Source organism: Myroides phaeus, assembly GCF_009799805.1.
Classification (GTDB): domain Bacteria; phylum Bacteroidota; class Bacteroidia; order Flavobacteriales; family Flavobacteriaceae; genus Flavobacterium; species Flavobacterium phaeum_A.
In genome coordinates this window covers 2,675,267-2,689,974 of record NZ_CP047050.1, presented here as the reverse complement: position 1 = coordinate 2,689,974, position 14,708 = coordinate 2,675,267, and the positions used below count along the sequence as shown (strand labels likewise).

Here is a 14,708-nt window from a genome sequence, read left to right as displayed (position 1 = left end):
ATCCCCTGGTATTGTATTGTGCTTTATCAGGGGAAAATTTTTAGCCTATGTTTAAAATTAAGTATATAGTTTTTTTGTCTTTGTTTATGCTAATTGTAAGCTGTAAACAGTCAGAAAATAGTTATGATAATGTTTCTTTTAATAAGTATTTGCTTGAAAAGGTTGCTGTTTTAGAGCAAGAAGTAGATCATATGCTTGATGCGGTGGAGTTACAAAAGGATAGTATTTATATTCGAGAAGCATTTGTAAAAAGTAGAATAGCCTTTAAAGAAATAGAATGGGCTGTATCTTATTTTTTACCCCATACAAATAAGTCAATAAATGGACCTGCATTGGATCAATTAGATTTAGATGAAAATAAGTTTATACCAGCAGAGGGCTTTCAAGTGATAGAAGAAATGATTTATAGTGATTTTAAAGAGGTCGATTATAAGGAATTGTTAACAGAAGTAAAAATCGTTAAAAATAATGTAAACAGTATTCGTAAGAATTTTGATGTTATTACTATTTCAGATACATCTGTTTTAGAAGCTTTAAAAATGGAGGTGTTTCAGGTCACAACTCTTGGTATAACAGGGTTTGATACTCCAGAGAGTGGATTGCGATTTATTGAAGCTGAGGCGAGTTTGCGCGGTGTTCTTGAGGCTTTATTGTTAACAGAAAAATGGAGAGAGGCAGAGAAATTTGCTGAGTTAAACAAGTTGTTGGTTGAAGCTATTGCTATATGTGAATTAAACCCTGATAAAAATGAGTTTGATTACTTGGATTATATTGTAACTTATTTAGATTCAATTGCAAAAGGTGTAGTAACCTTACAAAAGGAGTTAGGTATTCCTTTTAATCAAGGAAATCAAGTGGTAAAAGGAGAGGTAGGATCTTTGTTTGAAAAATATCTTATTAATTTGAATGCTTTTTTGCCAGATGAATCATATTATATGACACCTGCAAAAATAGCATTAGGTAAGGAGTTGTTTTTTGAACGTAAGTTGTCAAAAAATCACGTGCGTAGTTGCTCTGATTGTCACCATTCAGATAAGGCATTTTCAGATGGGTTAAAAACATCTTTAGATTTGCAAGGAAATCCATTAAAACGAAATACTCCATCTTTAAACTATGCTGCTTATTATCACGGTCAGTTTTGGGATATGAGAAGTGTTACATTAGAGAGCCAATCTTCGGATGTAATTACTAATGAAGATGAGATGCATGGAAACTTAGAAGAGATAGTAAAACATTTGCGAGATTCTGAATCATATAGACATAAGTTTAAAGAAGTTTTTGTAGGTAGTGAACAGATTGAAGTTTGGCAATTAGAGAATGCTTTGGCGTCTTATATTCGCTCGCTATCTGTTTTTAGTTCTCGTTTTGATTTGTATATGAGAGGAGATCAGACTGCCTTGACAAAAAAAGAAAAGAATGGGTTTAATTTATTTGTTGGAAAAGGAGAGTGTGCTACTTGTCATTTTATTCCTGTATTCAATGGAACAGTACCTCCATATTTTACTAATTCAGAACAAGAGGTATTGGGGATTCCTATGGATAAAGAGGGAACAAAATTAGATATGGATTTAGGTAGATATGTATTTAATACAGATTTAGAGCAGCTAAAATATGCATTTAAAACACCAACTGTTAGAAATGCAGGAGAAAGTGGTCCGTATATGCATAATGGTGTGTATGAAACTTTGGAAGAAGTAATGGATTTTTATAATAAAGGAGGAGGAATAGGGTTAGGGCTTGATGTACCAAATCAAACGTTGCCTGAGTCTCCCTTAGAATTAACAGATGAAGAGATGAGTGATGTAATTACTTTTATGAAAGCATTGAGTGATAGGAAATAACTTTATGTATAAACACAACTTTTAGGATTGATTCACTTTTCACCTTGTTCCCAAGTTTTGAACCTGATTTGAAATAAATAGGAAGTGATATAAAACAAAAAAACTCTTGCGTATACAAGAGTTTTTTTGTGGGCGATGAGGGATTCGAACCCCCGACCCCCTCGGTGTAAACGAGGTGCTCTGAACCAACTGAGCTAATCGCCCCTATTTGTTTTTTTAAGGGAGTGCAAAGATAGACTTTCCGATTAAAGTAACAAATGTTTTAGTAACTATTTTGAAACTTTTTCAATGTCGTATAACTTAACTTTATTCTCATAGTTAATCATCTTAACTATAATAGGCTCATTTTCACTGTTTCTACCAGAAATAACGTATAGTTTACCTTTTTCAAGTTCAACTTTACTTTCAGAAAAGTCAACTTTCCCATACATTAATGTTTTACGGATATCGTCTTTAGTAACCCATCCTTCTGTAAGTTTTACCTCTGCATCATTTGAATATAGTACAGGTTTACTTCTCAAATCTTTTAAAACTCTACAATTTGGTAAGTAACAAAAGTCTGTTTTCTTTTCACCAAAGAAGAAGAATAAAAACATGGCACCAATTAATAGTCCAAATAAGTAATAAGCTAAACGTTGTGGAAACTTCATTTTTAATTTGTTTTGTGCAAAATTAGTAATTCAACAATGGAAAACTAATCATTTATAAAAAATTTAAAATGCGAATAGATGTATGTCTTTATAATCAAGATTGAACCATTCTGCTACATTGCGATTTGTGATTAATCCTTTATAGCTATAAATTCCTGTTTGCAACACAGAGTCAGAATGTACAGCACCATCTAAATCTCCATTTTCAGCGTATTCAATTAGCATAGGAGTAATGATATTGCTCAAAGCCATTGAAGCAGTTTTACTATAACGAGAAGTAATATTAGGAACTCCGTAGTGTATTACACCAGACTTAACTATCGTAGGGTTTTCGTGCGTTGTTAATTCAGAGGTTTCAAAACATCCGCCAGAATCAATAGAAACATCAATAATGACAGCTCCTTTTTTCATATTTTCAACCATTGTTTCACTAACAACGATAGGAGCTCTATTTTTACCTCTTATGGCACCGATAGCAACATCACAACGCATTAATGCTTTTTGAAGTATTTTTTCTTGTATAGTAGAAGTTGAGATTTGTTGAGGAAGGTTGTTTTGTAGTCTGCGCAATTTTTGAATAGAGTTGTCAAATACCTTGACGTTAGCTCCCATTCCTAATGCTGTTTTAGCAGCGTATTCAGCTACTAACCCAGAACCTAAAATAACTACTTCTGTAGGAAGTACACCAGTTACATTACCAAATAATAGGCCTTTACCATTGTTTGTAGTAGTCATTAATTCGGCCGCAATTTGAATAGAAGATATACCTGCTATTTCACTAAGTGTACTAATTGCTGGGTATGCACCGTATTTATCGTGAATAAAATCAAAACCAATAGCAGATATTTTCTTTTTTGATAATGCATCAAAATACTCTTTGCTAAGCGTTTTTAGCTGTACAGTGGACCAAATTACAGTATAAGGAGCCATTAGCTTGATTTCATCAAGAGTAGGAGGTACTACTTTTACAATAATCTGACAGCTATACACCTTTTTAGGATCACTTGTTAATTCAGCACCCGCTTTACTGTATTCTAAATCGCTATAACTTGCGGCTTCTCCAGCCCCTTTTTCAATAAGTACACGATGTCCGTAAGTGCTTAAGGTTTGCACTGCCTCTGGGGTAATACAAATGCGTTTCTCTGTAGTGAAGTTCTCTTTAGGAACTCCGATAAACATATCACTTCGTTTGCGTTCTACCATTAGACATTCTTCTAAAGGTATAAGGTCTTTCTTTGAAAAAGGAGTTGTCATCGCCATAGTCTTTTCAGTATTTAATTATTTCGTAATACAAGTTTTCTGTTGCCGTTTTCTAATATTTCTATTTCAATTTCAGCGTGTTCGTCTGGTATTATTGTTGGCGTTTTCTCAGGCCATTCAATAAAGCACCAGCTGTTAGAATCAAGGTATTCGTCCATTCCCATATCATAAGCCTCTTCTTCATCATTTAAACGATATAAGTCAAAATGATAAACTCTTTCGTTTGTAGTCTCTGACTTGTATTCATTTACAATAGAGAAGGTAGGGCTACTGGTCATATCCTTAACTCCAATATACTCACTTAATTCTTTAATTAATGTTGTTTTACCAGCCCCCATAGGAGCATTGAATAAAACAATTTTATGTTGTAAGTTGTCAATTACTTTTTTAGCAACTTCTTTGATATCTTTTAACGAGTATACAATCTCAGTCATCTTTACGATTTAGGTGTTAAAACAATAAATGGTACGATTACTTCTTCTAATGAAATACCTCCGTGTTGGTAGGTGTTTTTAAAATAAGAAGCGTAATAGTTGAAATTATTCTGATACGCTAAGAAGTAATCATTTTTTGCAAAAATATAAGAACTACTGATATTAATGTTTGGTAATTGTATTTTTTTAGGGTCTTTTACGTGGTAAACATCTTTGTTTTCAAAGGTAAGGCTCTTGCCAGTTTTGTAACGTAGGTTTAAACTTGTATTTTTATCACCAATTACTTTTGAAGGTGTTTTACAGTTGATAGTACCGTGATCTGTAGTAATAACAAGTTTATAACCTAACTGTTGTGCTTGCTGAATCATCTCAAAAAGAGGAGAGTTTTTAAACCAACTAACAGTTAAAGAACGGTAAGCTTTGTCATTTGACGCAAGCTCTTTAATTACTTCCATTTCAGTTTTTGCGTGAGAAATCATATCTACAAAGTTGTAAACAATAGTAATCAGTTTATTGTCTTTCAGTGATTTAAAGTTGTCTACAAGTTTTTTACCTTCACGTTGGTTAGTGATTTTGAAGTATTCGTTTTTAATATTTAAACGCAAACGTTGTAATTGTGCTTGTAAGAATTCATTCTCAAATAAGTTCTTTCCGCCTTCATCTGTATCATTTTTCCAATATTGAGGCAATTGCTCAGACATCTGCAAAGGAGTTAAACCAGAGAAGATTGCATTACGTGAATATTGAGTAGCCGTTGGTAGAATAGAGAAGAAGCTGTTTTCTGATTCTACTTTATAGTGATTGGTTACGACAGATTCAAAAGCTCTCCATTGGTCATATCTTAAGTTGTCAATTACAACAAACAGAATTTTAGAGTCTTCTTTCTTTAAATCAGGAGCTACCCATTTACGAAATATTTGGTGGGAAAAAACTGGACTGTTTTCAGGATCATTAATCCAGTCTTCATAATTTTTTTCAACAAACTTTCCGAAGAGTGAATTGGCTTCAGCTTTTTGAGTATCTAAGATTGAAATTAAACTTTGATCTTCAATATTTTCCAGCTTTTGTTCCCAATACAACAGTTTTCTATAGATAGAGATCCAATCTTCATAATCACGCGCTTGCATTAAGTCCATAGAGATATTTCTAAACTCTTTTTGGTAACTTAGAGATGATTTTTCAGAAATAAGTCTTGAATCATCTAAGTTCTTCTTTAAAGAAAGTAGAATCTGGTTAGGATTTACAGGTTTGATTAAATAATCTGATATTTTAGCACCAATAGCCTCTTCCATAATGTATTCTTCCTCACTTTTTGTGATCATTATGATAGGTGTATTGTTTTTAATAGCTTTAATTTCATTTAATGTTTCAAGACCTGAAAGTCCAGGCATATTTTCATCTAAGAAAACGATATCAAAATCGTGTTCCTTAAACATTTCAATTGCATCTTGTCCGTTAGTACAAGTACTAACAGCGTAGTTTTTCTTTTCTAAAAAAAGGATGTGTGGCTTTAATAAATCAACTTCATCATCAACCCACAGTATATTAATTTTATTCATAGAAATCATTTTGAGATACTTTGCTGTTTAAAGGTTAGGATGCCTTTTAAACATAAAGTATATTTGAATTTTTAAATAGTATTGATAAATATAGTGATGTATTTTCTTATTACAATACTTAACGATATTTTTGTCAAAGTATTATAAAAACTTTATAAATGTATTTTTCTTTTATTATTCCGGTATATAATCGTCCAGACGAGATTGATGAGCTATTAGAGAGTTTGACTCAACAAACTTATACTAAGGAATTTGAGGTGGTGGTGATTGAAGATGGTTCAAAAATTGATTCCCGTGAAATAGTGAAGAAATATGAAGATAGATTAACTATCTCTTATTTCTATAAGAGCAATTCAGGTCCTGGTGATTCAAGAAATTACGGAATGAGTAGAGCAAAAGGAGAATATTTTATTGTTTTAGACTCAGATTGTATTATTCCAAAGCAATATTTAACTGTAGTTGATAGTTATTTACAAGAGGAGTATGTGGATTGTTTTGGAGGACCAGATGCTGCTTTAGACAGTTTTAGCGATGTGCAAAAAGCAATAAATTTTTCAATGACTTCCGTATTAACAACTGGAGGAATACGTGGTGCAAGTGAACGTATAGGGAAGTTCCAACCCCGTAGTTTTAATATGGGAATTTCTAAGAAAGCTTTTTTAGCATCTGGAGGATATGGAAAAGTACATCCAGGAGAAGATCCAGACTTGACAATCCGCTTGTGGGAATTAGGATTTGACACACAATTGTTTTCAAAAGCATATGTATATCACAAACGCAGAATAGATTGGGATAAGTTTTATACACAAGTTAATAAGTTTGGGAAAGCACGCCCTATTTTAAATCAGCGATATCCATCCTATGCAAAGTTGACCTATTGGTTTCCTACTTTATTTATAGGTGGACTTGCACTTAGTGTATTATTGTTATTCAAAGGTATTTATCTAATCGGCTTGTATATTATATACTTTTTATTGATATTTTTGAGTTGTCTTGTGAAAGAAAAGAGTTTTAAAATAGCTTTTTTTGCAATTATAGCAACTTTTTTACAATTTGTAGGGTATGGTACGGGATTTGTTAAATCAAATTATATATTATTTGTCTTACGTAAAAAAGCAGAAGAGGGATTACCTGAAATGTTTTTTAAATAAAGGATTAAAATATGGCATTAGTAGTAGGATTGACTGGAGGTATAGGTAGCGGAAAAACTACTGTAGCAAAAATGTTTGAAGCAGAAGGAGTTCCAATTTATATTGCAGATGAAAGAGCAAAAGCAATTATGGATAGGTCAGATATTGTTTTAGCAGTTCAAGCATTGTTTGAAGAGGATATAACAGATAGTGGAGTAATAGACCGAAAAAAATTAAGGAGTATAGTTTTTAATAATAAAGAACTTCTTGAAAAGTTAAACGGAGTAATTCATCCTGAAGTAAGAAAAGATTTTATAGACTGGTTAGAAGTACACAAAGATTTTAAGTTTATAATTAAAGAAAGCGCTATTCTTTTTGAGCAAGGATTAGACAAAGAATGTGATTTTGTAGTGTTAGTTACTGCTCCTGAAGAGGTTCGAATAGCCAGAGTAGTTAAAAGAGATGGTGTTTCTTCACAAAATGTACAAGCAATTATGGCAAATCAAATGAAGGATTCATTAAAAGTTCTTAAAAGTGATTACGTAATTGCGAATATTAGTAAAGAACAAGTAAAAAAAGAGGTTAAAATGATAATTGAAGATATTAATTGTAAAATTTAAAGAAATTTAATGGTTAATATTGTGTTAACAAGTATTTAAAGTGATTTTTTAATGTTAATTTTGAAATAAGAATGAGTAAAGTCAGATTTCGGCTTTTAGTAGGAATAATGAGTTTTTCTCTAATAGGAATAATCATTGTTCAGTTATATTGGATTATTAGCTCTTATAAGAATAATGAAGAGCAGTTCAAATACCACGTACAACAAGTGATAGGTAACGTAGCAAATACACTACAACAGGATGAAGCTACAGAATTTTACCGAATGTATAATCAACTTAGAGATAGTATAGGTACGCCACCTAAGCAAAATGAGTTGAAACAATACTATGTGGTAGAAAGAAACCCAATGACCAATGAGCAAATAGTTTACTCTAATATTTTAGTTTTAGAAGACTATAATATAAAGAGTTCGTTCTTTGATAAAAAGTCAGATAGTTTAAAAGTCAAAAACTTTGTATCTAAAAGAAAGACAGAGATCTATAAAGGAGATGACTTTGATAGGAATAATTTAAAGCAGAATTATCCTGATGAGGTTATTGAGAAGACAGGAGATCTGGATGTATTAGATAAAGCACAGTTTGATATTTATTTTAAAGATATTGTAGCTTTAAGAAGTGTAGATGAGCGTATCTCTAAAGCCAAATTGAAAGAACTTCTTGAAAAAGAGTTAAAACAATACGGAGTTAATGCTAAATTTGAATTCGGAGTTTACAATAGAGGATTGGCTACTAAAATTAAATCGGATGAATTTGAGTATGAAGATGATTCTACTTATGGAGTTCCGGTTTTGGTAGATAATGAAAATAAGAGTAAGTATCAATTGTATATTACTTTTCCTGAAAAGAGTAAATATTTATTCTCTTCATTAATAGGAATTACATTTTTATCTATTTTGTTTACAATTGTAATTATCGCAGCTTATTTAAATGCAATAAATCAGTTGATCAAACAAAAGCAAATTTCTGAGATAAAAACAGACTTTATCAATAATATGACCCATGAATTTAAAACACCTATTGCTACTATAAATTTAGCCTTAGATGCAATAAAAAATCCAAAGGTTATAAATGATCCAGAGAAAGTAGACCGCTATCTGCAAATGATTCGTGATGAAAATAAGCGTATGCATGCACAAGTTGAAAATGTGCTGCGTATTTCAAAACTTGAACGTAGAGAGTTTGACGTTGACAAAGAGGCTATGGATGTTCATGAGATTATAGAAGATGCAGTAGAACATGTTAGTCTAATTATTCAAGATAGAGGAGGGGAGATAAATCTTCACTTAGATGCCAGACGTAGTGATGTATTAGGAAATGACTTCCATTTTACAAGTGTTATTGTAAATATCTTGGATAATGCAATTAAGTATTCAGCAGATATTCCTGTTATTGATGTTTATACGGAAAATTTTAAAGAGTACATCCTTATTAAGATAAAAGATAATGGTGTAGGAATGAGTAAACAAGCTCAAAAGCGTATCTTTGACAAGTTCTATAGAGAGCACACAGGAGATTTGCACAACGTTAAAGGACATGGTTTAGGATTAGCTTATGTTCAGCAAATAGTCGAAGTTCACAATTCACAAGTATATGTGGAAAGTGAAAAAGGTAAAGGAAGTACCTTTATAATTAAAATGCCATTAATAAATTAATTGATATATGGAAACAACAAACAACAAAAAAATTTTATTAGTAGAAGATGATCCCAATTTTGGAGCAATCTTAAAAGATTATTTAGCCATAAACGATTTCGAAGTAACTCTTGCCAAAAATGGTATGGAGGGATTTGAAAAATTTAAAAGAGATTCTTTTGATCTTTGCATTTTAGATGTGATGATGCCTTATAAAGATGGATTTACTCTAGCCAAGGAAATCCGTGATAAAAACAAAGAGGTGCCAATCATTTTCTTAACTGCAAAAGCAATGAAAGAAGACGTACTAAAAGGATATAAAGTAGGTGCGGATGATTACTTAAACAAGCCTTTTGATTCAGAAGTATTGTTGATGAAAATCAAAGCAATTATTCATAGAAAATCATCTGAAGTTAAAACAGACAATACTAAATTTGAATTTCAAATCGGTAAGTTTCATTTAAATTCAAAATTGAGATTTTTAACTTTTGAGAATGACGAGCCAATCAAACTTTCTCCAAAAGAAAATGAATTATTGAAAATGTTAGCAATTTATGAGAATGATTTAATGCCTCGTGAAGTTGCATTAACAAAAATCTGGAGAGATGACAACTATTTTACATCTCGTAGTATGGACGTTTACATTGCTAAATTGAGAAAATACTTAAAACAAGACGAAACAGTTGAAATTCTTAACATTCACGGTGAAGGATTTAGATTGGTAGTTAAAGAAAATGAGGATGAGAATTAATCCTTATTGATAAATATAAAAAAAGGGAAGCTATATATAGCTTCCCTTTTTTTATACTATTAATCCTGTATCTTTATTTTAGGAATAGTAACTATTGATAGATATAGTTACTTTGATTTTTTGGGACTAATGATTTTGACATCTTGAAAAGCAATTGCCCCTCGTATAATACTTTGTATTACATCAAATAAGGCATCACTAATCTGTTTTTTTAGTTCATTTTTAGTATATATTAAACTAATTTCTCTTGCTGGTTTAGGGTCTGTAAACTGAACTAAATTAGCTTGATCATCATTATTAAGACTTAAAGTATGTAAGTAAGGTAGTAAGGTGTAGCCTAAACCTTCTTTTGATAAGTTTATTAATGTTTCAAAACTTCCACTTTGTAGTTTAAAATTGCGAGACTCAGTTTCAATTTTATTATTGCAAATATTGATTATCCCATCTCTAAAACAATGCCCGTCTTGAAGTAATAAAAGCTTTTTCAAATCAAGTGTATCGGCTGTTAGTTCCTTGCCAATATTCTGACGAAACATTGGTGGAATATATCCTACAAATGGCTCATAGTATAATACACGCTCTTTAATATCCGACTCTATTAATGGTGTAGCTACAATTGCAGCATCTAAATAACCCGTTCTTAATTTTTGAATTATCTCTTCTGTTGTATATTCTTCTATAATTAAGTTTACTTTATCGTGTTTACTTAAAAATGTTTTTAAGAACATTGGCAATAAAGTAGGAGCTACAGTCGGTATTATTCCTAATTTAAACTCTCCTCCAATAAATCCCTTTTCTTGATCTATTAAGTCTTTAATTCTATCTGATTCATCAACAATCTTCTGTGCTTGTTTAATAATGATTTGTCCAATAGCAGTAGCTTGTATAGGTTTAGTTGTACGATCAAATATTTGAATTTCTAATTCTTCTTCTAATTTTTGTATTTGCATACTCAACGTTGGCTGAGTAACAAAAGTTTTTTCTGCTGCCAAGGTAAAGTTTTTGTGTTCTGCAACAGCTAAAACATATATTAATTGTGTGATTGTCATTGTTAGTTTATTTTGCTGTAAGTTAAATAAAATAAGGCAAAATGTCTTTATTCGTATTCTATTTTTTCCAGCTCTTTATAGTTCTTCATTAACTTCTTTATTAAGAAGCCGTAAATCACTTTATAATAAAGCCATACGATGCATATGAAAGTAGCACATATAAAAAGAATGATACCCATAAAAACAATAGTCAGTGTTATATTAGAGCTGTATTTTAAATCAGTTGTAAGTATATCAATAATTGTAATTAAGAATGCAATTGTTAAGATACCAAGGTTTGTGTAGATGTAGTAGTTTACTGTCTGCTTGGTTTTTAAAATATGTGTCATTAGTTTTTTGGTAGAATCGGCAACACATATTTTACGATAATTCAGATAGAATAATATTATAAAAAAGACTGACGTAATTACCGATATATAATCAATGTATTCAATTAAAAAATTGAATACAGGGCCTGTTTCTTGCTTGTTTTCTGCTTCAGAATCAAAATAAAAAACACTAAGTAGGTTTAAGCATATAAACTCAACTATACTAATGACAAATATCCACATCACTATAGATGAAGATTTTTTGTGTATCATTTTGTGTATTTCTTGAACTGATATTTTTGGAAAATTCTGGTTTTCATTCCAGTGTTTTTTCAATAAATCTAACTCCTTCATATTCGTATAGCTTCTATGGATTTAATATTTTTTTCAATTTTGATTTAATTCTATTCATTTTAACTCTCGCATTTACTTCACTAATACCGAGTGTTTCAGCTATTTCTTCATAGTTTTTGTCTTCGAGATACATGAAAACTAAAGCTTTTTCAATGTCATTAAGCTGATGTAAGGCTTTATACAATGATTTGAGTTGTTCTTCTTCTTGATAATTGTATTCTGAATACTCAAATTTATAGTTTGCTGTGTCAAATGGAATAGTATTTATATCGCGTTTTTTCTTTCGATATAAAGAAATGGCAGTATTTAATGCTACGCGATAAGCCCAAGTAGTAAATTTTGAGTCTCCTCTAAATTTGGGATATGCGTTCCATAATTGAATAGAAATTTCTTGAAACAAATCCTTGTGAGAAGCTTCGTCAACTGTATATAGGCGACAAACTTTATGGATAAGATTTTGGTTCTTATCCAATAAGGTTACAAATTCTGTTTCAAATTTTTTGTTCATATGCTATTGGACGGAAGTTTTATCATTTTGTTACAAAACACCTTAATTATTTTACTATTTAAAGATAGGGTGACTTTTATAGAAGTAATAGACTCTTATTAATTTCAAGAAAGCAATGGTTAAATTGTATATTATTTTAAATCTATAGTGTTGATTTTTAGTTAGATGGTTTTTAATATAATTACATAGTTTATTATAATAAAAAAACTCCTTTTTATGTTTTTGAAAAGGAGTTTACATTAAAATAATCAATTATTTTGTTATTAAATCTTCTATTATACTATTCAAGTTATTTTCTAAATGATTTGTTTCGATAATAACTCCGTTTTGATCTAATACATAAATTGTAGGAATAGAACGAATACCAAATTTAGAAGCATAATCTTGAGTATCAAGAATATGTGACCATGATAGGTTTTCTTTACTTATAGTGTTTTTCCAATCAATTTTGTCTTCTGTTAAGCCAACACTAAAGATTTTTAGACCTTTATTTTTAAAATTATTATTTAGCTCTTTTACTTTAGGTAATGTTTCGTGACAAGAAGAGCACCAAGGAGCCCAAAAATGTACAATTGTAGCTTTTGCTGAAGTATCATATAAAGTGATTTTTTCATTATCTTGATTCCATCCCTCCAGGTTAGGCATTTTACTGCCAATTACCATTTTGGATGATTGTTGCTTTTCAAGAATATGTTTTATAGCTTCTCCGAGATTTGTAGCTTTAATATCTTCATTAAGGTTGTTGTAGAATGCTGTCGCTTCTTGTATTTCAATATTATTATTTTGTAGACGTTGATAAATTACAATAGCACTTGTCATTGACTTAGGGTTTGTATTGACTTGATAAGTTATTGCATTATTGATATTTTCAACATATCCTTTAAACTCATTAGATAATCTTCTTAAAGTAATAGTGTCATTATCTTTAATAGCAGAAGTTAAAGCATCTTGATTTTTATCTTGATATTCTTTTGCTTCTTTTTGGTACTTTTTAACTTTGATATAAAAGTTACTTAATTCATCGTTATTTTTAGTACCTAAGACGCTGTTAGAGTCTAATTTGTTGGTGTTTAGCTTAACATTGATTGTGCCTTCTTCTAAAATGATTATGTCATTTATATCTTCAGAAAGCATAATCATACTATATAAAGGCCTTTCTGACTTTCCTTTAAATTCAAATTTTTCTTTATGAATAGGAGTAGAGTCAAGAGAAATAAATTGATGTGTATTGGAGTCAAGTACTTTTAGGTAAACCATTTCTCCTTCTTTTACATTTGTTGTTTGTCCTATAATTTTATAATTCTTCTCTTTTGGTGTAAAACTCATAAGAAGTAAAGCCATTAGAATAGATAAAGTATATTTCATTGTTTTAAAAAAGTTATTTTGATTTTTAACTCACTAAATATAATAAAAAAAGGACGAGTAGTTTTAGCTTTAAACCATTCGTCCTTTTTATATTATATTCAAAATTAATTATTTTAATAATTCTTGAATTTTAGCTTCTAATTTTTTACCTCTTAGGTTTTTAGCTACTACTACACCATTTTCATCTAAGATAAAAGTAGCAGGGATAGCTTTAATTTCATATTCTTGAGCGATAGGGTCTTGCCAAAACATTAAGTTTGAAATATGATTCCAAGCTAATTTATCTTTAGCAATAGCTTCAATCCATTTGTCTTTATCTTTATCTAAAGATACTCCAATAATGTTTAAACCCTTATCGTGATATTGATTATAAATTGCTACAACTTTTGGATTTTCAGCTCTACAAGGACCACACCAAGAAGCCCAGAAGTCTATGATTGTAACTTTACCAAGACTTTCTTTTAAAGAAATTGTATTTCCTTCAGGACTTTTAGCAGAAAAGTCAGGTGCTTTGTCTCCTATTTTAATTTTAGCGTCAGGCATTTCATCTAACATAACTTTGAATGCTTTACCGATAGTTGTTTCTTGTAATGCTTTATCAAACTTATTGTATTTTTCAATTAATTCTTCTTTTTGAAAAACCCCAGAAGAAGCATTCTGAGCTAATATAGTTAGTGTAGTGTAAGAATTAGGGTTCTGATCGATATACTCATCTGTATAATCTTCTAACTTCTCAGCTAATTTCATAAAACCATTGATGATACCTTCTGCAGCTTCTCTATCTTCTTTTTCTTTAGCTTGCATAAAAGCAATTTGATTGTCAGCTTGATATTGAATAATGTTTTTGTTTAGTTCTTCTGCTTTTTTAGAAAAAGCTGAAAACTCATCATTATTTTTTGTTCCTGTTGCTCCACTTTTAGTAATATCTTCTAAATTATAAGTAAAAGCTATATTTCCTTTTTCAAGTATAAATGGAACTCTACCTTCTTGTTCAGAGAATGTTATAAAGCTTTGCTCAATATTATCGGCTTTTCCTTTAAAAGCGAAAGCGTTGTTTTTCACTTCAGTAGAATCTACCTTTATTGGCATACCTGTTGTAACGTCTATTTTTTCAATATAAACTTTTGTTCCGTCATTAATTCCATTCGCATCACCGTTTATTGTGTATGAATTAGAATCTCCACAAGAAGCCAGAATTGTAGCAGCTCCAAGTAATGTAAATACTTTTTTCATTTAATTATAATTATT

General features: G+C 30.5%; 14 protein-coding genes and 1 tRNA gene. 5 read left to right on the top strand and 10 right to left on the bottom strand.

Annotated elements, in window-relative coordinates:
* The first annotated feature begins 47 nt into the window (after positions 1-47).
* On the top strand, positions 48-1,841 hold the full coding sequence (locus tag GQS07_RS12030; protein ID WP_158211032.1) for a cytochrome-c peroxidase: 1,794 nt from the start codon (positions 48-50) through the stop codon (positions 1,839-1,841).
* Between the two features lie 129 nt (positions 1,842-1,970).
* On the opposite strand, the gene GQS07_RS12025 is transcribed toward GQS07_RS12030, so the two are convergent.
* The 5 genes from GQS07_RS12025 to GQS07_RS12005 all read right to left on the bottom strand — a co-directional run bounded on the left by GQS07_RS12025 (position 1,971) and on the right by GQS07_RS12005 (position 5,744).
* A tRNA-Val gene (locus GQS07_RS12025) sits at positions 1,971-2,045 on the bottom strand.
* Between the two features lie 65 nt (positions 2,046-2,110).
* Positions 2,111-2,491 (bottom strand): DUF4258 domain-containing protein, encoded by a 381-nt coding sequence (locus tag GQS07_RS12020; protein WP_158211031.1) that lies wholly within the window; start codon positions 2,489-2,491, stop codon positions 2,111-2,113.
* Between the two features lie 63 nt (positions 2,492-2,554).
* On the bottom strand, positions 2,555-3,751 hold the full coding sequence (locus GQS07_RS12015; RefSeq protein ID WP_158211030.1) for an alanine dehydrogenase: 1,197 nt from the start codon (positions 3,749-3,751) through the stop codon (positions 2,555-2,557).
* A gap of 14 nt (positions 3,752-3,765) precedes the next feature.
* Complete coding sequence (tsaE, locus tag GQS07_RS12010; protein ID WP_158211029.1) at positions 3,766-4,185, bottom strand: tRNA (adenosine(37)-N6)-threonylcarbamoyltransferase complex ATPase subunit type 1 TsaE; 420 nt, start codon at positions 4,183-4,185, stop codon at positions 3,766-3,768.
* Positions 4,186-4,187: 2 nt separating this feature from the next.
* Entirely contained in the window at positions 4,188-5,744 is a 1,557-nt protein-coding gene (locus GQS07_RS12005; protein ID WP_158211028.1) for a PglZ domain-containing protein, read from the bottom strand.
* Positions 5,745-5,902: 158 nt separating this feature from the next.
* On the opposite strand from GQS07_RS12005, the gene GQS07_RS12000 reads away from it, so the two are divergent.
* The 4 genes from GQS07_RS12000 (at position 5,903) to GQS07_RS11985 (ending at position 9,876) form a co-directional block, all read left to right on the top strand.
* Positions 5,903-6,895, top strand: coding sequence for a glycosyltransferase (locus tag GQS07_RS12000; protein WP_158211027.1), 993 nt, complete (start codon positions 5,903-5,905; stop codon positions 6,893-6,895).
* Positions 6,896-6,906: 11 nt separating this feature from the next.
* On the top strand, positions 6,907-7,494 hold the full coding sequence (gene coaE, locus GQS07_RS11995) for a dephospho-CoA kinase (RefSeq protein WP_158211026.1): 588 nt from the start codon (positions 6,907-6,909) through the stop codon (positions 7,492-7,494).
* A gap of 107 nt (positions 7,495-7,601) precedes the next feature.
* A complete protein-coding gene (locus GQS07_RS11990) occupies positions 7,602-9,146 on the top strand; it encodes a sensor histidine kinase (protein WP_233269276.1) in 1,545 nt (514 codons plus the stop codon).
* A 7-nt stretch (positions 9,147-9,153) separates the two neighbouring features.
* The gene (locus GQS07_RS11985; RefSeq protein ID WP_158211024.1) at positions 9,154-9,876 is read left to right on the top strand and encodes a response regulator transcription factor; all 723 of its coding nucleotides are present in this window, start codon (positions 9,154-9,156) and stop codon (positions 9,874-9,876) included.
* A gap of 107 nt (positions 9,877-9,983) precedes the next feature.
* Here the strand turns inward: GQS07_RS11985 and GQS07_RS11980 are convergent, their stop codons facing one another.
* From GQS07_RS11980 to GQS07_RS11960, 5 genes are all read right to left on the bottom strand, one after another.
* Positions 9,984-10,925, bottom strand: coding sequence for a LysR family transcriptional regulator (locus GQS07_RS11980; protein WP_158211023.1), 942 nt, complete (start codon positions 10,923-10,925; stop codon positions 9,984-9,986).
* Positions 10,926-10,972: 47 nt separating this feature from the next.
* Positions 10,973-11,254, bottom strand: coding sequence for a hypothetical protein (locus GQS07_RS13790; RefSeq protein WP_233269275.1), 282 nt, complete (start codon positions 11,252-11,254; stop codon positions 10,973-10,975).
* A gap of 346 nt (positions 11,255-11,600) precedes the next feature.
* Complete coding sequence (locus GQS07_RS11970) at positions 11,601-12,095, bottom strand: RNA polymerase sigma factor (protein WP_158211021.1); 495 nt, start codon at positions 12,093-12,095, stop codon at positions 11,601-11,603.
* A gap of 252 nt (positions 12,096-12,347) precedes the next feature.
* Positions 12,348-13,460 (bottom strand): TlpA disulfide reductase family protein, encoded by a 1,113-nt coding sequence (locus tag GQS07_RS11965; protein ID WP_158211020.1) that lies wholly within the window; start codon positions 13,458-13,460, stop codon positions 12,348-12,350.
* Between the two features lie 108 nt (positions 13,461-13,568).
* Positions 13,569-14,693, bottom strand: coding sequence for a TlpA disulfide reductase family protein (locus GQS07_RS11960; protein WP_158211019.1), 1,125 nt, complete (start codon positions 14,691-14,693; stop codon positions 13,569-13,571).
* Positions 14,694-14,708 lie beyond the last annotated feature (15 nt).

Excerpts from the sequence above, each read along its gene's own strand:
- GQS07_RS12030 (WP_158211032.1), top strand. The coding sequence starts at position 48 with ATGTTTAAAATTAAGTATATAGTTTTTTTGTCTTTGTTTATGCTAATT.
- GQS07_RS12005 (WP_158211028.1), bottom strand. The coding sequence starts at position 5,744 with ATGAATAAAATTAATATACTGTGGGTTGATGATGAAGTTGATTTATTA.
- tsaE (WP_158211029.1), bottom strand. The coding sequence starts at position 4,185 with ATGACTGAGATTGTATACTCGTTAAAAGATATCAAAGAAGTTGCTAAA.
- GQS07_RS11985 (WP_158211024.1), top strand. The coding sequence starts at position 9,154 with ATGGAAACAACAAACAACAAAAAAATTTTATTAGTAGAAGATGATCCC.
- GQS07_RS12020 (WP_158211031.1), bottom strand. The coding sequence starts at position 2,491 with ATGAAGTTTCCACAACGTTTAGCTTATTACTTATTTGGACTATTAATT.
- GQS07_RS11965 (WP_158211020.1), bottom strand. The coding sequence starts at position 13,460 with ATGAAATATACTTTATCTATTCTAATGGCTTTACTTCTTATGAGTTTT.
- GQS07_RS11990 (WP_233269276.1), top strand. The coding sequence starts at position 7,602 with ATGAGTTTTTCTCTAATAGGAATAATCATTGTTCAGTTATATTGGATT.
- GQS07_RS11980 (WP_158211023.1), bottom strand. The coding sequence starts at position 10,925 with ATGACAATCACACAATTAATATATGTTTTAGCTGTTGCAGAACACAAA.
- coaE (WP_158211026.1), top strand. The coding sequence starts at position 6,907 with ATGGCATTAGTAGTAGGATTGACTGGAGGTATAGGTAGCGGAAAAACT.
- GQS07_RS12015 (WP_158211030.1), bottom strand. The coding sequence starts at position 3,751 with ATGGCGATGACAACTCCTTTTTCAAAGAAAGACCTTATACCTTTAGAA.
- GQS07_RS11960 (WP_158211019.1), bottom strand. The coding sequence starts at position 14,693 with ATGAAAAAAGTATTTACATTACTTGGAGCTGCTACAATTCTGGCTTCT.
- GQS07_RS11970 (WP_158211021.1), bottom strand. The coding sequence starts at position 12,095 with ATGAACAAAAAATTTGAAACAGAATTTGTAACCTTATTGGATAAGAAC.
- GQS07_RS13790 (WP_233269275.1), bottom strand. The coding sequence starts at position 11,254 with ATGACACATATTTTAAAAACCAAGCAGACAGTAAACTACTACATCTAC.
- GQS07_RS12000 (WP_158211027.1), top strand. The coding sequence starts at position 5,903 with ATGTATTTTTCTTTTATTATTCCGGTATATAATCGTCCAGACGAGATT.